This window comes from Microbulbifer sp. MKSA007, from assembly GCA_032615215.1.
Taxonomy (GTDB): domain Bacteria; phylum Pseudomonadota; class Gammaproteobacteria; order Pseudomonadales; family Cellvibrionaceae; genus Microbulbifer.
The window spans coordinates 346,964-364,917 of sequence record CP128433.1 but is presented as its reverse complement, the minus strand read 5'-3'; the positions used below and the strand labels follow the sequence as shown (position 1 = coordinate 364,917).

General features: G+C 49.3%; 20 protein-coding genes and 1 tRNA gene. 7 read left to right on the top strand and 14 right to left on the bottom strand.

What is annotated here, in order from left to right; genetic code table 11:
* The first annotated feature begins 56 nt into the window (after positions 1-56).
* Positions 57-794, top strand: a complete 738-nt coding sequence (locus QT397_04325; protein ID WNZ56598.1) for a DUF484 family protein — start codon at positions 57-59, stop codon at positions 792-794.
* On the opposite strand, the gene QT397_04320 is transcribed toward QT397_04325, so the two are convergent.
* The 5 genes from QT397_04320 to QT397_04300 all read right to left on the bottom strand — a co-directional run bounded on the left by QT397_04320 (position 784) and on the right by QT397_04300 (position 4,331).
* Positions 784-1,092, bottom strand: a complete 309-nt coding sequence (locus tag QT397_04320; protein WNZ56597.1) for a hypothetical protein — start codon at positions 1,090-1,092, stop codon at positions 784-786. The genes QT397_04325 and QT397_04320 overlap by 11 nt on opposite strands.
* Positions 1,093-1,475: 383 nt before the next feature.
* Positions 1,476-1,814, bottom strand: coding sequence for a P-II family nitrogen regulator (locus QT397_04315; GenBank protein WNZ56596.1), 339 nt, complete (start codon positions 1,812-1,814; stop codon positions 1,476-1,478).
* An 87-nt stretch (positions 1,815-1,901) separates the two neighbouring features.
* Positions 1,902-3,161 carry an ammonium transporter gene (locus QT397_04310; protein ID WNZ56595.1) on the bottom strand — a complete coding sequence of 420 codons (1,260 nt, stop codon included), beginning with the start codon at positions 3,159-3,161 and terminating at the stop codon, positions 1,902-1,904.
* A 54-nt stretch (positions 3,162-3,215) separates the two neighbouring features.
* Entirely contained in the window at positions 3,216-3,554 is a 339-nt protein-coding gene (locus QT397_04305; GenBank protein ID WNZ56594.1) for a P-II family nitrogen regulator, read from the bottom strand.
* A 51-nt stretch (positions 3,555-3,605) separates the two neighbouring features.
* Complete coding sequence (locus QT397_04300) at positions 3,606-4,331, bottom strand: TorF family putative porin (GenBank protein ID WNZ56593.1); 726 nt, start codon at positions 4,329-4,331, stop codon at positions 3,606-3,608.
* Positions 4,332-4,757: 426 nt separating this feature from the next.
* On the opposite strand from QT397_04300, the gene QT397_04295 reads away from it, so the two are divergent.
* Positions 4,758-5,000, top strand: coding sequence for an accessory factor UbiK family protein (locus tag QT397_04295; GenBank protein ID WNZ56592.1), 243 nt, complete (start codon positions 4,758-4,760; stop codon positions 4,998-5,000).
* A gap of 29 nt (positions 5,001-5,029) precedes the next feature.
* The gene (locus QT397_04290) at positions 5,030-6,520 is read left to right on the top strand and encodes a YifB family Mg chelatase-like AAA ATPase (GenBank protein ID WNZ56591.1); all 1,491 of its coding nucleotides are present in this window, start codon (positions 5,030-5,032) and stop codon (positions 6,518-6,520) included.
* 85 nt (positions 6,521-6,605) lie between these two features.
* On the opposite strand, the gene QT397_04285 is transcribed toward QT397_04290, so the two are convergent.
* Positions 6,606-7,307, bottom strand: a complete 702-nt coding sequence (locus QT397_04285) for a YopT-type cysteine protease domain-containing protein (GenBank protein WNZ56590.1) — start codon at positions 7,305-7,307, stop codon at positions 6,606-6,608.
* A gap of 309 nt (positions 7,308-7,616) precedes the next feature.
* Here QT397_04285 and QT397_04280 point away from each other — a divergent pair, with 309 nt between their 5' ends.
* Complete coding sequence (locus QT397_04280) at positions 7,617-7,904, top strand: putative quinol monooxygenase (protein ID WNZ56589.1); 288 nt, start codon at positions 7,617-7,619, stop codon at positions 7,902-7,904.
* A gap of 7 nt (positions 7,905-7,911) precedes the next feature.
* Positions 7,912-8,355: a MarR family transcriptional regulator gene (locus tag QT397_04275; GenBank protein ID WNZ56588.1), complete on the top strand. Its 444-nt coding sequence runs from the start codon at positions 7,912-7,914 to the stop codon at positions 8,353-8,355.
* Between the two features lie 225 nt (positions 8,356-8,580).
* Here the strand turns inward: QT397_04275 and bla are convergent, their stop codons facing one another.
* The 6 genes from bla to QT397_04245 form a co-directional block, all read right to left on the bottom strand.
* Positions 8,581-9,453: a subclass B3 metallo-beta-lactamase gene (bla, locus tag QT397_04270; protein ID WNZ56587.1), complete on the bottom strand. Its 873-nt coding sequence runs from the start codon at positions 9,451-9,453 to the stop codon at positions 8,581-8,583.
* Positions 9,454-9,462: 9 nt separating this feature from the next.
* Entirely contained in the window at positions 9,463-10,413 is a 951-nt protein-coding gene (locus tag QT397_04265; protein ID WNZ56586.1) for a hypothetical protein, read from the bottom strand.
* Positions 10,414-10,558: 145 nt separating this feature from the next.
* Positions 10,559-11,116, bottom strand: coding sequence for a GNAT family N-acetyltransferase (locus QT397_04260; GenBank protein ID WNZ56585.1), 558 nt, complete (start codon positions 11,114-11,116; stop codon positions 10,559-10,561).
* 12 nt (positions 11,117-11,128) lie between these two features.
* Positions 11,129-11,632: a GNAT family N-acetyltransferase gene (locus tag QT397_04255; protein ID WNZ56584.1), complete on the bottom strand. Its 504-nt coding sequence runs from the start codon at positions 11,630-11,632 to the stop codon at positions 11,129-11,131.
* A 17-nt stretch (positions 11,633-11,649) separates the two neighbouring features.
* Positions 11,650-12,102, bottom strand: coding sequence for a YaiI/YqxD family protein (locus tag QT397_04250; GenBank protein WNZ56583.1), 453 nt, complete (start codon positions 12,100-12,102; stop codon positions 11,650-11,652).
* A 2-nt stretch (positions 12,103-12,104) separates the two neighbouring features.
* Positions 12,105-12,323 carry a DUF3565 domain-containing protein gene (locus QT397_04245; GenBank protein ID WNZ56582.1) on the bottom strand — a complete coding sequence of 73 codons (219 nt, stop codon included), beginning with the start codon at positions 12,321-12,323 and terminating at the stop codon, positions 12,105-12,107.
* A gap of 153 nt (positions 12,324-12,476) precedes the next feature.
* On the opposite strand from QT397_04245, the gene rep reads away from it, so the two are divergent.
* Positions 12,477-14,510 carry a DNA helicase Rep gene (gene rep, locus QT397_04240; protein WNZ56581.1) on the top strand — a complete coding sequence of 678 codons (2,034 nt, stop codon included), beginning with the start codon at positions 12,477-12,479 and terminating at the stop codon, positions 14,508-14,510.
* A 38-nt stretch (positions 14,511-14,548) separates the two neighbouring features.
* Here rep and QT397_04235 read toward each other — a convergent pair whose 3' ends face one another.
* Both QT397_04235 and QT397_04230 read right to left on the bottom strand, forming a co-directional pair.
* Positions 14,549-16,924 carry a hypothetical protein gene (locus QT397_04235; GenBank protein WNZ56580.1) on the bottom strand — a complete coding sequence of 792 codons (2,376 nt, stop codon included), beginning with the start codon at positions 16,922-16,924 and terminating at the stop codon, positions 14,549-14,551.
* A gap of 319 nt (positions 16,925-17,243) precedes the next feature.
* On the bottom strand, positions 17,244-17,666 hold the full coding sequence (locus QT397_04230; GenBank protein WNZ58492.1) for a cytochrome c5 family protein: 423 nt from the start codon (positions 17,664-17,666) through the stop codon (positions 17,244-17,246).
* 191 nt (positions 17,667-17,857) lie between these two features.
* Between QT397_04230 and QT397_04225 the strand changes: the two genes are divergently transcribed.
* Positions 17,858-17,934: transfer RNA gene (locus tag QT397_04225), tRNA-Arg, on the top strand.
* Positions 17,935-17,954: the final 20 nt, after the last annotated feature.

Here is a 17,954-nt window from a genome sequence, read left to right as displayed (position 1 = left end):
GCTTCGCCACATCAGTTGTCCGATGCCCCATCCCCGTGCCAGAAAAAGCAAACACAATGGAACACACAGACGCCAATCAGCCCCCCGAAGAGATTGCCGGCGACACTCACAAGGAAACCCAGCGTGACGATAAACTGCTGGCACGGCAGGTAGCTCGCTACCTGATTCAAAACCCGGAGTTCTTTGAAGAGCGCATGGAACTGCTAGAAACCATCAAGTTGCCGCGGGAAAATGGCAAGACCGTGTCGCTGATGACCCACCAAACGAATTTGCTGCGTGAGCGCAATATCGAAATGCGACAGCGCCTCGACCAGCTCTTGCACAACGCCCGGGACAACGACCAGTTATTTTTCAATAGCCGCCGACTTATCCTTGCACTGCTGGAAGCTGAAAATATCGGTGAAGTCACAGAAGCTCTCTACGCCAGTTTCGCCGCTGACTTCAATGTTGAGTTCACCAGCCTGACTCTGTTCGAGCCAATATCTGCTTCCCGCCAAAGCCTGGGACAAGTTCAGACCAGCACATTTTCCGATGCCGAGACGGCAATTGGCGGAATAATTCGTAACGGCCGTCCCATCTGCGGTGTTTTGCGCCAACGGGAAAAAGAATTCCTGTTTGCGGAAAAAGCGCAATATATCGCTTCAGCTGCCGTCGTTCCTTTGGGCAATCAACTTGGCACCCTAGCGGTAGGCTCTGCTGATCCCCAGTACTACCGGTCTAGCCTGGGCACTTTATTCCTATCCTATATCGGCGAAGTCCTGGAGCGCCTGCTACCGAAACTGCTCAATCGGTAAAAGCTCTGAGAGGCTGAGAGGGGTTTGGCCAACTGTCACTCCTCCTGCTGGAGGAGCAACAGCGACCAGAGAGATTAGATAGGGCGGCTGCCGTATTTTGGCTGCGGTTTGCGCGGGGGTCGGCGGTAACTTCTGGATCAACTTCACTAATCGCGCCGCCACCGGCGAGAAACTCCTCTACATCGGAACTTAACTGGCTTCTGGCGCGCTGGCGAGAGGTGATACTGCGTTCTTCTGCAAATTCCTCGGAGTCCTTGCTGCGAGAGTTCTTACCCTGATCTTCATAACCATCTTTCATAGCTAAAACCCTGTAACCTTTACTCCTGTTACAGAGGGAGTACCTCTGTGCCGCCCCTTTCCCGCGGCATCTACAAAACTGACAACCACTTTTCAGTGGCGATCCCCTACCGCGTCAATAGCGGCGATTAATTTATAGGCAGTTCCCCACCCCCGTGCCAGTAACACAAGGAGGAGGCTGTAGAGTTTTTTGTTGGGAAATGAAATGGGAATATTTCAGTTAGTTATGCAGATTTTTGCGCCTGCCCCCGTAGCAGGTATTTCAAGCAAAATAGATAACAAAGATCGAAGGCGAGATAGCGGGACTTATCAGAAGTGCGTATAAAGCCCCTTGCGGGGCTTATGATACTCAATCGCTACGTTATGAAAGAGTTATCAAACAGGTTACACAGCTTCGCTACCGGTTTCACCGGTACGGATACGAATGACTTCTTCGAGAGCCGTGATAAAGATTTTGCCGTCACCGATTTTGCCGGTTTGCGCCGCCTTGGTGATTGCCTCAACAGCGGAGTCCACCATCTCATCATCAACAGCGAGTTCCAATTTTACTTTCGGTAGGAAGTCCACCACATATTCGGCGCCACGATAAAGTTCTGTATGGCCTTTTTGACGCCCAAAACCTTTTACCTCGGTGACGGTCATTCCCTGCACGCCCACTTCAGACAGGGCAGTGCGTACATCATCCAATTTGAAGGGCTTTACTACAGCCGTAATCAATTTCATCTTGAGTATTTCCCCTGATTCGTCCTCGTCGAGAGAACCTTACCCAGGCCACTGCCCCGCCTATGGGGCAGCACCGACACTGTTAACTTACTTGTTCATAAATTCCGGGTAAGCTTCCATTCCGCATTCGGTCAAGTCAACACCCTCTTGCTCCTCATCTTCGCTCACACGGATACCAGTGACGAGCTTGAGGAGGTACCACACTGCAAATGAACTGACGAATACCCAGCCAAAGATGGTCAGTGCACCAATCAATTGCCCGCTGAAACTGGAATCATTGTTAGTCACAGGTACCAATAGCAAACCGAGCAAGCCGACAACGCCGTGTACAGAGATAGCGCCCACCGGATCATCAATTTTCAGCTTATCCAGGGTGATGATAGAGAAGACCACCAACACACCGGCGATCATACCGAAGAGGGTTGCCTGCAATGCAGTCGGGGTCGAAGGCTCCGCTGTAATTGCCACCAGACCGGCCAGGGCACCATTTAGCAACATGGTCAGATCCGCTTTACCGAACAGGATACGGGCGGTGATCAGTGCAGCAATAGCACCACCGGCAGCAGCGGTATTGGTATTCACAAAGACCATGGCTACGGAGTGTGCACTGGCAGCATCTCCCAGTTTCAGCACCGAGCCGCCGTTGAAGCCAAACCAGCCCATCCACAGGATAAAGGTACCCAAGGTTGCCAACGGCAAGTTAGCACCGGGAATAGCATACACCTGACCGTTGGGGCCGTATTTGCCTTTACGCGCGCCCAGCAGCAAGACACCAGCAAGCGCAGCCGCTGCACCCGCCATATGCACGATACCGGAACCGGCAAAATCAGAGAAACCGAGATTGCCCAAATTGTACAGGCCGAAAACCTCTTTGCCGCCCCAGGTCCAGGCACCTTCCAGTGGATAGATGAAACCGGTCAAAACTACTGCAAAGGCCAGGAAGCTCCACAGCTTCATACGCTCGGCAACCGCACCAGAAACAATAGACATGGCGGTAGCTACAAAGACCACCTGGAAGAAAAAGTCTGAAGCTCCGGAATAAACGGAGTCACCCTCAAAACCATTTTCTGCAGAATCACTGAGAACGCCTTCCAGACTAAACGCCTCAATACCGGACAATGCCCAGCCACCATCGTACATAATGGCGTAGCCAGTCAGCAGATACATAATGCAGGCAATCGCAAACAGGGCCACATTCTTGGTGAGAATTTCCGTGGTGTTTTTGGAGCGCACCAAGCCGGCTTCCAGCATGGAAAAGCCGGCGGCCATCCACATTACCAAGGCGCCGCACATCAGAAAGTAAAAAGTATCAATTGCATACTGCAATTGAAAAATTTGGTTCTCCATATTCCTCTCCGTTCAAATCTGGATATTTATTAAAATTATGTTTTCGGTTTTTAATTAAATTGCTGCATTACCGGTTTCTCCGGTACGTATACGCACAACCTGCTCAAGCTCTGCGACAAATATTTTTCCGTCACCGATCTTGCCACTCTGCGCGCTGGAACCAATTGCTTCGATAACCGCATCCAGTTGCGAATCTGCCACCGCTATTTGCAGCATGGTTTTCGGAAGAAAATCCACCACATACTCTGCACCGCGATACAATTCCGTATGCCCTTTTTGGCGACCAAAGCCCTTCACTTCAGTGACCGTTACACCATTAACCCCCGACTCCCGCAGGGCATCTCTCACAGCATCCAGCTTGAAGGGTTTAATGATTGCAGTGATTAATTTCATGGTATTCCCCTAAAGAAAACGAGCCCTCGCATTAACGAAGGCCCTTTTGTATTACCAGGTATAAGTCGCGCCGGCGAGCAATGTAGGTTCGCACCAGTCAGTCTCGTAACATTCGCTATCGCTAACATCGGTGCCCACGAAAGAAGCGCTCAGGCTCAAGCCACCAAATTCTTTACTGAGGGAAACGGAGTAATCGATATAGGAATCAGATCCATCGAGAAAACCTTCTTCTTCAAAGAGGTTTAATCCCAGATGTAGATCGAGAGAAAGATCTGAGGGAAGAGCGAAACTATATTCCGCATAAGGGTAATAAAATTCACCGGTATCCGCCCAATAATCATCGGAATAGGCAAACCCCAACGTTAAATCTGAAAAACTCAGGCTGCCGTATATTTCCTGATAATCTTCATCGGCATTACCGCCGTGATAGGCGTAATAGATGTAGCCAACATCAAAGCTGACACTGTCATTGATATCTCCGCTATAACCGCCGTAAAAATCCTGTTCATAATCGGTTTCATCGGAGCCGTAATCAAAATCCACTTGGGATGCCCAGGTGCCAATATAAATGCCGTTTCCAAAATCAACATCGACACCACCCTGTACTGCGGGGCCTCCATCAGTCTGGCTAATTCCACGGAATCGATAGTCAGAAACAAGACCCACATTGGCACTAATGCTGGGACCGCCCTCGGCAGCCATCGATAAATTTGCAGCGCCCAGTGCAAGAACGGCACCGGTGACGAGAGTGGCAACTTTATACATTTTATTTTCCACTTTGATCCTCCAAGGCTTTTGAAGCTGTTTTTTCGAGTGCTTTTATGGCGCCGCCTGCAATCAGTCCTTCACTGTCGGGTGTGACAGAGGGTCGCTTGCGTCTCGTGAACTGCTACTTTCCCAGACTCCCAATGATCGTTAATGGGACACCTGCACAGATTGTTTGCAGACTTGATGCCAACACTGCAACCACAAGCAAAATCAATAAGTTAGGAGTAACTGAATTATTAAAATTCGTACGAATAGAAACTCGAAGGCAAAGTGTTGCACCAACATGGAACTGCCTTTCTTCCTTTGCACTGAAGTGGGGAGGTAAAGATTAAGGTGCGCTCAGAACGGTGCGCTGTTAGGCTGCTTTTTCCAAAAAATGCACTGGGTTACAATCCCGTGCTATTCATATCCATCTTATTTAGCGAGGAAATGCCCGTGGCAGCAGATAAACTGCAACAGCTGCTGAAAGAGCTACAACAACAGGGCGCCGTGGTGACCAGTGACTTGCGCAGTGCTCTGGAAGTATCACTGGATAAATTGCCATTGGTCTCCCAGCGAGAGTTCGACACTCAGGTGGAGATACTGCGCCGGACCCGGGAAAAGCTGGCACGACTCGAGGATAAGGTCGAAATGCTGGAGCAAGCCCTGGCGCAGAGAGACAGCGCCGCCAAGGACTAAGCCCAGGGAGCCACTTCAAGGATGAAATCGTGAGCCTCTCAGTCACCTACTCCCGAGCTCAGCTCGGGGTCTCTGCACCTCTGGTTACCGTAGAAACCCACCTGGCAAATGGCCTCCCTGCTTTTCATATTGTGGGTTTACCGGAAGCGGCGGTGCGGGAGAGCCGCGACCGTGTCCGCAGCGCCCTAATCAATAGTCATTTCGACTTCCCCCAGCGCCGTATTACCGTCAACCTCGCCCCCGCCGACTTACCCAAGGAAGGTGGCCGCTACGATCTGGCCATCGCCATCGGCATTCTCAGCGCCTCGGGACAGGTTCCCACCGAAACTCTGGAACGTTATGAATTTATTGGCGAGCTAGCACTCACTGGCGCCTTGCGGGAAGTAAGTGGTAGCTTACCGGCAGCCGTAGCCTGCACCAATGAAGACCGTAAACTCGTTGTGCCTACCGAGAACGGTGCGGAAGCCGCGCTGGCAACCGGCGAAGTCAGCATTGCCAACTCCCTGCTGCAGGTTTGCGCCGAACTTCATGGACGTGAATCTATGCCTAAAGCTGTTGTAGAGCCTATTGCCGAAGAGCACCTTTGCGCAGACTTGGCCGATGTGCGCGGCCAACTAAAAGCCCGCCGCGCTCTCGAAGTGGCAGCAGCCGGGAGCCACAATCTGCTTTTTTACGGTCCTCCCGGCACCGGCAAAACCATGTTGGCCAGCCGCCTGCCGGGTATATTGCCCCCGCTGACAACTGAAGAGTCACTAGAGGTAGCGAGCGTTTACTCCAGCGCAGGCCTACCTCACCAGAGCCTGCGCCCTTTCAGGGCCCCGCACCACAGCGCCTCACCAACAGCGCTGGTCGGTGGTGGCAGCACCCCAAGGCCCGGTGAGATATCCCTCGCGCACCGGGGAGTCCTTTTTCTCGATGAAATGCCCGAATTTCCCAGGCACGCTCTGGAGATACTGCGGGAACCCCTGGAGAATGGTGAAGTGCGAATCTCCCGCGCCCGAGCCCAAGTCACCTACCCCGCCCACTTTCAGCTGGTTGGGGCTATGAACCCCTGCCCTTGTGGGTATTTAGGCGAGCCCCGCTGTCGCTGTACCCCAGACCAGATAGATCGATACCGCAACAAGCTTTCAGGCCCGTTGCTAGATCGTATCGACATGCAGGTAGAGGTGGGCGCTATGAATGCTGTGCAATTACAGGATTCAGCTCCCGGAGAAACTTCCGATACCGTGAGAGAGAGAGTTTGTGCCGCACGCCAGCAACAAATACAGCGGCAAGGTAAGACAAATAACCTGTTAAAAGGCGCAGAGCTGGAAAAGCACTGTGCCTTGGGGGAAAAGGAAAAGCACCTCTTACGACAGTCGGTGGAAAAACTGGGGCTATCCGCGCGTAGTTACCATCGGGTCCTTAAAGTAGCCCGAACCTTGGCAGACCTTGCTAATTCTGAACGTATAAGCACAACTCAAATTGCTGAAGCTTTGGCGTATCGCAATCTGGACAGGCGCCAAACGGCTACGGCATAACTTGCCTATATGAACACTTACACATCCCGAGGAATCTATACCGGTCTCGATACCTTTATTCGTAAACTGAGGTGGATACTCAATATCAGCTCATGAAGTAATTTAAATTAGGATCCCGACTATAAGACCCCATTTCCAAAACATGGAGCACTTTACGCCCCAAATATTGTGCACCTTGTTCACGTCCCCCAACCCCATAAGGAAAGATCACATCGCTTAAAAAATTCCTCAGGTGCGCCAGATAATTAAATTGGAAAGTCCCAATATTTGGATCAAAAAATATCAAACTTTCAAGATCCAAGGCCATAGTATGCGAATGAAAACTTCGAGTGGAAATTATTCGAAATTGATTTATATCTGGCCCCTGACAGCAGTAATCACCAACCCAATTTCTAAGTCTATTGACATATTCTTTACGGGGCATATTTCCTACGAAACCGTGAGTATTCATCCACAAATGGGCATCCTTCATCTGAGTATTCGCAGCTTTTGTGGCATTAAATAATTCTATTGCCGGCGAAAGAGCATCAGCAATAACTCTCTTATTCTGCCCGACCATAGGGTCTAGATAGCCCCTGTTTTTAATTTGCCCCTCAAGCCAATAAAGTGCTAGTGCTATACATATACCATCTCCAACTCCCCTTTTAGTGAGTACAGTGTGAATTTTACTTCCAGGGGATTGTGAAAACTCAACAACTCTAATACAACCCCGAGCTCTTGCTGCTAAGATAACTCTTTCTATAATTCTGCGAGTATCTCTTGCAGTTCGATTCATCCATAAAGGCATATTTATCCTCACCCAGTAAAAGCTTCGATCATTATTCGACAAATTGTTGCAACTCAACTTGTCGACAACTTTTCGTCCGATTGCATGTACATGAACAATTAACCTTCATCCTACAGTGAGGCTTTACTGTATTTTTGATTTTTCTTGCTATTTCTCCCCCTAGTGATTTCAGTATTTTATAAACCCAGCCCACTTAAAATAGGCCTGTATTCATTCCCATTAATCATTGCAATTATTGACATGGCGATCAGTTGACATAACCACCCATGTAGTTATCATGATAACCATCGCTATATAAAGGCACTATGTATGAACAAGCATCTATTCATTATTGCCAAGATTTCCCCCAAGGCTGAATTCTTCATGCAAGCCAAACAGGCCATCCTGTCCATAGTGGCTAATACATTGGAGGAAGAGGGCTGCCTGCAGTTTTCTGTGCACGAGGATAGGGAAAACCTGTTTTTATACGAGGAGTGGCGCAGTCAGGAAGACTTAGACAAGCATTACGCTATGCCCTATATCGCTCCGATATTCGAAGCCTATAAAGAGTGGCTAAAAGAGCCTGTGGAGATCAATAAGCTGGAGAGGTTAGCTTAATACCCTTATGTTTTTTCTCAAAGAACTTCCCTCACAACAGATGGTTGAGGGATATTCCAAACGATTTTCTGTAAAAGATCCCGCTGCCGTTCAGGGCGCCCTTACCATGATGCGGGATGCGAGTCTGCTATTGCGGGAGCTGGAGGGATATTTTTCTGAACACGGAACCTCCCAGCTGCGCTTCCTGGTAATGATCGTTATCGACCGGGAGCCTCAAAGAGATAGTTTGCTGGCTTCAGAAATCGCAGAGCGTATCGATGTTTCTCGCCCGGTAATGACACGAACCCTGAAAAGCATGGTGGAAGATGAGCTCATCGTTATGGAAGCAGACTCCAGCGATGGCAGGGCAAAATGTGTAGCACTTACTGAGAATGGAAAAAAATTTCTACAGAAAATCTTGCCCGGATATTTTAAGACAATTTCTAAATTTATGGAGGAATTGAACAAATGAAGAAACCGATACTACATGCTCTGTGCATCTGGGCATTGGTTTACCCTATTGTTACTCTATTACTTCTAGGGATGCAGGCACTGGAATTGCAAATTGCAATTGGTTTAAAAGCGCTAATAATGACCGTTATTCTGGTCCCACTAATGTATTTCTATCTTGTGCCAAAGGTGCATCAATTTTTGGCCCGGCATTAATATGCCGAGCCATGTTTTGTAGCGCAAATATCTAGTCAGCTGGATCTTTCTCAGCTTCCAGCTTTTCACTTAATTTTTCTTTCGCTTTCTCTGCATATTGATGACAGCTTACTGATTTTTTCTGTATAGCTTTGTTTTTAAACTCCCAACCGCTGGCAGGTGCATGAGGGGTAAGTAGTAAATCACAAGGTAAATCCCGCACACGGGCAAAGCTTGTGCGGAAGTCCTCTAAGATATTGGGATAGCGGCGGTTATCAATCAGTTGATAACCGGGCGCTGTAAGGCTATCCACATAAGCTATATCTTTAGTTTTACCATCAACTTTGTCTTCCCAGGTCCAGGCCATACTGCCTGGTGTATGGCCTGGGATAAAATGTACGCGTAGACGCAAATCCCCTAGAACCACTTGCTCGCCATCGTGCAGGATACGATCCGCCTTTATTGGCGGATATAAAAGTTCGTCGGCAAAATGAATATCATTGGCACCACCGCGAGCCATTAACACCGCTGACTCGGCATTGGTTACTACCTGTGCACCAGTTACGCGTTTTAGCTCGGCTAAGGAACCTACATGGTCTGCATGGGCCTGACTGTGCAAAATTAACTTGAGATCCGAGGGGGCGACTCCCAACCTGCGCATATTCTCCAATAAATGCTCAGCCGTCTGCTCCATGCCACCATCAATTAGAATCGATCCCTCTTTGCCTTTTAATAACAGTGAGGTAATTCCCTCGGTACCTATTTGCCACGTGTTACCTGCAATCTTTAGAGGCGCTACCGGCTGACGCCAGGATTCTGGTACCTTGTAGGTTTCCAGTTGTGGTAAGACAGCATAGTTTTCCGCTGCCGAAAAACTGGAATAAGCGGCCATCACTATTGCGGCTAATTGGATTCTTATATTCATTGATCAGTCTCAACTTTTACCGGCATCAGAGATACACCCGGGAGCTCCATTTAGTGCAGTCTTTTTGATCCATCCAGAAATTCTTTCAAAAACTTCTCCCCGGTGATTTACACCATCCTTATCCGTCATATAGTGATCGTAACCGGGGTACTCCCAATAAGTCAGCTCACAACGTCCGGCTGATGCATAGGCATCTTGTGCTGCTCGGCCGGAACTGACCGGGGCAGATTTATCTTCTGTACCCTGGATCAATAATACGGGGGCATGGCTGTTCAATAAATCGTTAACTGGTACCCGATCGACGACATCGGCCCACCAACGCATAGAGTTTCCACCCCAGACTTCCGCGCTTTCTGGGTTAGCTCGGGCATAGGCGAGTTTGGCATCTACCTCTTTAGCTACGTGGGGCGGAACCAAACTCTTTAGCACTTGAGCAAAGGATTCCCCCAATCCACTTGAAAAGACCACTGCCGCATCGGGATTTAGCCTCGGCGCCAGTCGTGCAACAAGATCACCACCCTCGGAACCGCCGAACAAGACCAGCTTGCCATTCCACCAATCAGCCCCGCGCAGTTCGTCGACAATCTGCTCTACATCTACCGCACGCTGCTCAACGGTATGGTTAGCTACATACTCTTTTGAACAATCTTTAAATTGCTCTTCCGGGCTGTCAGAGTGAGTTACACTATATTTTTCTACCAATAAAACAGCATATCCTGCCACTAACTCTTTAGCCTGTTGGATAGTAGTATTTTTAACAGCTGGCAGGCAGCCAGATCCCTGGGCTATCAGAAACAAGCCATATTTCCCGTTAGCCGATGGTTGCTCTAAAGACCAGTAAAGCGTTGATCCATCAGGGCGTTTACTAACTTTAAGTAAAGGTTCGGCGGACACGCCGGTATGCAAAGTCGCTAGCAGAAAACCAGTTGCCGTTATAAAGGCCGATTTAAGACAACCCATAGCGAGAACTCCCTGCCCTCACCTGAAATTAATGGTGGGGCTATATTTGCTTGGTTATTGTTGAAGAGGGGGTGAACCTCATATTCACCCCCTCTCCGAACCCAAGAAAAAGTAATGGTTCCCGAGCTAACTGAAGCTAATCACATCAAGATTTTTTCCAATCATCAGCACTTAAGCGATAAAGGCAGTGCCGCTGCAGATGGCTTTCGCTGGGGACCAGTGGATGTTCAAAGACGAGAGAATCCCGCCGCATACCCAGCCGCTCCATCACCCGCTGGGAACGAAGGTTTTGCAGTGCAGTAAAGGAAACGACTTCGCTGAGATTCAGGACATTAAAAGCTACATCCAAAGAGGCTTGTGCGGCTTCCGTGGCATAGCCTTTTCCCCAGTAGGGAAAGGCCAAGCGCCAGCCAATCTCTACCGCTGGAGTGAAGGGCAAATCTTCGGTCACATTTTTCATGCCGACAAATCCAAGAAGCTCTTTAGTCTCTCTCAGCTCCAAGGCCCAAAAGCCCCAGCCGTATTTCTCAATATGCGCAATACTGCGATCCACACCGGCGTCGCTCTGCTGTCGCGTCAGCAATGCGGGGAAGAACTCCATCACCCTGGGGTCGGCATTCATTTCCGCAAGTACAGGCTTATCTTCCGCTCGCCACTGGCGCAGCTGTAAGCGCTCTGTCATAGGTTGTATTAATTCAGGCATGGAATATTCGCGCTATTCAATATTTTGTTTCTGCTGAAAATCTACAGACGGTGCGACCATAAAATCGCACTGATCCAGCCATTTTCGCTGCCCTGGGTAAGCCGCTTCCTCAAAGCCCAATTTCTGGTAGAGAGTCCGTGCCGCTAGATTAGTACGCAGGACAAATAAAGAGCACTCGATTGCATCCAGGGCTCTGGCTCCTGTTTGCGCAAGCTGTACTACCAGCGAACGCCCTAATCCGGCTCCGCGATGATTAGGCGAGACAATTAAGCGACTTAGGTGGCAGCGGCCCAGGTGTTGGTAATACTGCCCAAAAGCCAGCACGTCACCGCTGCTATCCTGAAGCGCGTAGCTGGGCAACTCCGGCCAGCGACAATCCTCCAAGAAGGACCTCCCCTCGAAGGGAAACCTGAAATCAGGACCACCCCACTGTTGGCACTGCTCCCTATCAGGTAGCCAGGACATCAATGTTGGGAATTGCCACTCTTCCATTGGCTTCAGTCTCAAGTTCTCCACGGCAATTCTCCTTAAAGTTACTTGCGACTCTTTGCCAGCCATCTATCTAACTGATCGGCAAAATCTTTGCGGTCGGCCTGGCTAAGGGCCGGTGGTCCGCCGGTATGCACACCGCTGGAGCGCAGGGTATCCATAAAGTCCCGCATATTCAGACGCGCGCGGATATTGGCTTTGGTATAGCGCTCCCCACGGGGGTTAAGGGCTTCAGCACCCTTGTCGATCACCTCTGCCGCCAGGGGGATATCGCTGGTAATAACCAGATCCCCCGCCTCACAGCGCTGTACAATCTCGTTATCCGCCACATCAAAACCGGCTGTCACTTGCACGGAGCGAATATAACGCGACGGCGGCACCCGCACCGCTTGGTTAGCAACCAGTGTCAGTTCTGTGGCTGTGCGCTCAGCGGCGCGAAACAGGATTTCTTTGATGGCAACCGGGCAGGCGTCGGCATCGACCCAGAGTTTTGTCATGGCTATACAACCTTTTCGAGCGTATCGGGCGGTGCACCCTCATCGCATTTCTTGCAATTGAGCTGGAATCCCAGCATGGACTCGCGCCCTTGTTCAGTGATCACCCAGGGCCGGTTGGTCCAGGGAGGGTTGTGGCGTACATGTTGGAAGTGGCCACAGGCGAGCTCCGCCACCCAGTGATTCTCTTCATCCAGGTGGTAGCCGGCGATGGGTTGTTGCATGGGGTTACACAAGCAGGGAATAAGGCGCAGTTATAGCCAATCCCAATGGCAAAGTATACGTGTGGCCGGTGGTTCGCACTGGTACTGGGATGATTCGAGCCAAGACTGCTAGAATCTCCCGCTTTTCCGCGACGCGAAGATGCAGCCCCATCTATGACCCAGCTCAATCCCCGCCAATCCGAAGCCGTGAAGTATGTCGATGGCCCTTGCCTGGTACTGGCCGGTGCCGGCTCCGGCAAAACCAGCGTAATTACCCGCAAGATCGCCTACCTGATCGAGCAATGTGGCTACGCCGCGCGCAATATCGCCGCCCTCACCTTCACCAACAAGGCGGCACGGGAGATGAAAGAGCGGGTCAGCAAACTGCTGGCGGGCCCGGATGGCAAGCGCTCCAAGGCAAGTCACGGTCTCACCGTATCCACCTTTCACAACCTTGGGTTGAATATCCTGCGTAAGGAATACCGCGCCGCCGGCTTTAAGCCCGGCTTCTCCATCTTCGATGCGGAAGACGCCCGCGCCCTGATCAAGGAGCTGATGCTCAGGGATGGCGACCTGGATACAGACCTGTTGGATCGGGTACAAAACCAGATCTCCAACTGGAAGAACGATATGCTCACCCCGCGCCGTGCCCTCGAGCAGGCACAGAGCCCCGGTGAACAGGCCATCGCGGTTGCCTACGATCGCTACTGTGAAGCCCTCAAGGCCTACAATGCCGTCGACTTCGACGACCTGATCCTGCTGCCGGTACAGCTGTTCGACAAAGATCCAGAGTTACTGCAACGCTGGCGCAAAAAGATTCGCTACCTACTGGTGGACGAATATCAGGACACCAACAACTCCCAGTATCTGCTGGTAAAGCTGCTGGTGGGCGGGCGCGGTGGCCTCACAGTGGTGGGAGACGATGACCAGTCTATCTACGCCTGGCGCGGCGCGCGCCCGGAAAATATGAGTGCGCTGAAGACCGACTTCCCCAACCTTCGCCTGATCAAACTGGAGCAAAACTACCGCTCCACCAGCCGCATCCTCAAAGTGGCCAACCACCTGATCGCCCACAATCCTCACGAATTCGACAAAGCATTGTGGTCCGATCGCGGTCTGGGTGAGGAGATCCGCGTGCTCAAGGTGGCTAATGAAACTGAAGAAGCAGAACGAGTCGCCAACGAGGTTTTCCTACAAAAGAGCCGTCGCGGCTGCAAATTTATGGATTTTGCCGTGCTCTATCGCGGCAACCACCAAGCGCGCCTGATCGAAATGAAATTGCAGGAGCACCAGGTTCCCTACCAGATGTCCGGCGGTACTTCCTTCTTCGCCCGCGCCGAAATCAAGGATGTGATGGCCTACCTGCGCCTGTTGGTGAATCCGGATGATGACAACGCATTCCTGCGCATTATCAATACCCCGCGTCGCCAAATAGGTACCAGCAGCCTGGAAGCCTTGGGCAACTACGCCAAGGGCCGCGAGATTTCCATGTTCAAAGCCTGCTCGGAACTGGGCTTTAAGGAGCATATCAACGAGCAGGGTTACGAGCGCCTGAATCGCTTCGCCCTGTGGCTCGAAGGGGTACAGCGCAACTGTCGCGATACCACCGCCAATGGTGCCCTGCGTGAAATGCTGGAAGATATCGACTACGCCGGTTGGCTCTCGCAAAACGCCAGCAGCGAGAAGGTGGCCGAGAAGCGCATGGAAAATGTGTATTGGCTGCTGGAGAGCCTCAACAAGATTATGGAGGGCACGGACGATGAGTTGGAGCAGGATATCCGCCTGGAACAGGCCATCTCCAAACTGATCCTGCGGGACATGCTGGAGCGCCAGGAAGAAGAGGAAGCCACCGATAAGGTCAGCCTTATGACCCTGCACGCCGCCAAGGGCCTGGAGTTCCCCCACGTGTTTATGATCGGTATGGAAGAGAACTTACTTCCCCACCGCAACAGTATTGAAGACGACAACATCGAAGAGGAGCGCCGCCTCACCTACGTGGGTATCACTCGCGCCCAGCGCACCCTCACCATGACTTTGGCAGGCAAGCGCAAACAGTTCGGCGAAACCCAGGACACAACACCCAGCCGCTTTATTGACGAATTGCCGGAAGAAGATGTGTTGTTGGAAGGATTTGGTAAGGCGACGCCGGAGCAGAATCAGGCGAAGGGAGAGGAAACTTTAGGGTCTTTGCTGAGTATGTTTGATTGAGGCTGCAAATGCAGCCTCAATTTCGATGGCTCAAAGTACTATTGGGAAATAATCACCATTGAGCCCGTTTGTTCATCGATTTCCACTACACTATTCGGAATAGTTGTTATTCCAAACAAACGGTCTTCATACTTAGCGAAACCTAATATCCTAATCGATGCATCAGTTCCGGCATATGGCTTCTTCACTAGCTGCTTAGTGCTCAAGTTAAATTCAAAATACCCCGAATATTCATCTCTAGGGATAAGCAATAACCGCTCTGTGTCTTTATCTAAGAAAATACGATTGATAGATGGAACATCTGACCACTGATCCTCACTGGTTAGAATTTCCCTATCACCTGTACTTAAGTCAACTCCATATAAAGTTGTAATTGCTCCAGTTTGGTATCCTAAAGCATAAACAATTCCCGCTTCAAAATCTGTTTCAATATCACCTAGCCCATTCCAACCAGGACCAGAACCTGCACCCAGAAATTCACTAGATAAGATAGATTTTGTGCCAGTATTAACATCAACTTTGAGCAAATAATCCATATCATTAATAACGACAGCCGTTACGCCTGCAGGATCAACATCAATCGCATTTGATAACTCAATTACATTGCAACATCCAACGTCTGAACTAATAAAAATTTTTCTATCCCCAGTTGTAGCATCAACTTCTTTGAACGAATCATCGCCGTAATCAGCCACAAAAATTCTGCCACCATCTGTGATAGATATATCCCTCAAGTTAGAAAATTCAGGACCAGACCCCGTGTTCGGCCCAGAAAGTATTTCTCGATCTCCACTATCAACATCAATAGAAAGTAATTTCCCACCAAAATCAGACCAAACCGAAGAGGCAAGAACAACCAAGCGGTTTAAATTTGTATCGTATTTAATATTTTTATCAACACTACTACCCGAAATAGCTGGTCCCTGGCCACGAAATCCAGAAGACACTTGCTCAAGTGACTTTTCCTCTAAGTCAATACGATACAAATGGCTAGAACTATGGGATAGCACATATGCAAAACCATTATCTTGATCAACTTGCAAGCTAGAAAATAGGAAATCTGCGGAAACATCTTCTGCTTCTACTAGGTCAAAAACTTTCTCGATTTCCTGGCGAGATAAATCAAAGCTATATAGATTTTCAGCTCCCTCAGAAGATAGTTCTGACTTAGCTATTAGGTACAATCTTGATTCTCTAGGATCGGAGTCAACCGTTATAATCTCCGTGATCTTCTCATCAGACTCGTACAAGTCTGCAATCACCGTACGGTTTCCAGTATCCTCATTTACTTGAATTAAGTCAGAACCCGAAACTGCATAAATTGCCTGATCACTTACCACAACCAATGCATCAGGGTTTAAATCAGGGCCAGTACCTCTGTCGAAGCTAGATACAGTTTCTGAAATTCCTGTACTTGGATCAAACGAGTTTATACGACCATCTGCCCAGTAAAGCTTTCCAGATTGCTGATCAACATCAAGAGCATATGTAGAGGGTCCTCCAGCATCAAACTGTTGCACTACCTCTCCAGTCTGCGGGGAAAATTCAACTAAATTATCGTTAGCCATTCCATATAATCTCCCCCTCTCCGGATCAAATACCAAGTGAGTAATCACCAAATCTAAATTAGGATACAATTCAAATTCAAATTCAGTGTTATCTATTTTGGTAAGCCTTGGCCCTGCGAATAAATTGCCACCGTTTATATCAATAGATAAAGCACGAAATGCTCGCTGAGAATTCCCCTGATGTGCATTAACAACTAGAGAGTCCAACTCTGTTTCATTGCCATCAACATCAACTACTGTCACTGAAAATTCTGTATTTTTTTCAGTGATAGATACTGGTAATTGCCAATTTTGAAAGTCATCAGATGTTTCCGCAAGTACTCCATTTACATATACAGCCTCAATACCCCGATTATCTGTAGCAGTTCCACGAATTATTAATAATGGCTCATATACCCATGTATCTTGTAATTTTGGAAATTCAATTTTTGCACTAGGGGCAACCTCATCCGCTCGGGTAGTGACCTCAAAACTATCACTGACACCACCTATTGTTAGCTCTGCGGACGTCTCTGCGCTCAAATCAGACGATGATAAAATACGAACCCGAAATTCATCTTCAGGGGAGATTTTTCCTGCTGCAGCCGTAAACCCTCCATTATTAATTGAATACTCCCCGCCCTCTATTTCAATTGAAGTTTCGCTATTAATACCCTCAACAACGATCGCCTCTGAAACAACAAGCGTATTTGTTTTAGCATTAGCAACATCTACAAAGGAGAATGCATCAGGTGTCGTGTCGGAGACTTCAGTCTTAGTGTCTGAGTCACCACTTCCCCCACCTCCACCACAGGCAGTCAAAAAAGATGAAATAATGATAAATGAAAGAAGCTTCCCCAACTTCATGCCCAATATCCTTGTGTTGTCATATAAATCTATTTTTCGAGCAAGCGCGGATAATACAGAATTTTCAAAGTAGGAGGGATGTAATGCCTGATTACGGCTTATTACGTATTTGATTAGAAGATATTCAGTAAAAAGTTTTACATATAGTCAGTTTAGGCAGAAAAGTAATTTGCCCTTGCATGACACTCAATACAAAAGAAAAATTCTGGAATTAATTAAAATCCCAAACCGTATAATCAATTGATTGAAAATGTACTTTTACCGAAGAGAAACAAAAAAGGCCGCTCAATGAGCGGCCTTTTTCCAATAGTGAAACAGCTTACTTGCTGTTATCCACCATGTAATTCACAGCAGCTTTGATCTCGTCATCGCTACAGTCCATACACAGGCCTTTGGCCGGCATGGCATTGATACCGTTAATGGCATTGTTATAAAGAGTGTCCATGCCCTTGGCAATACGGGGCGCCCAAGCTGCGGCATCACCAAATTTTGGCGCACCTGCAACACCCATTGCGTGACAGGTCTGGCAGCTTGCGTTGTAGATATCCTGACCACTGCGAGCAGCGCCGCCGCTAGCGCCCTCAGGAGCTGCCGCTACTGCTGCTGCGCACTCTTCACCTTTCATGCAGGTTTCACCTGCCGGAGCAATTCGCTCTGCGATTTCTTCATCAACAGACTGCTGGGCCACTGCCGTAGCCGCACTGACGGCCAATGCCGCCACAATACCCAAAATACGCTTCATCATATTCCCCCAAAAGGACCGAAGTGAGTTGGCCCACAAACGTTCAAAATATCGTCGCAAACTCCTACGCCGCGCATTATAAGCACTGCGCCGCCACCTGCCAAAGACTATATAAGCCAACAGAATGTCCTTTAACCCACCCCCCAGCTTCTGTATAATCCGCCTCCCATTGGCACAGATAGCCAATTAAACCGCCCGTAGCTCAGCTGGATAGAGCGTCGCCCTCCGGAGGCGAAGGTCAGAGGTTCGAATCCTCTCGGGCGGGCCATATACAAAAAAGCCCGCATA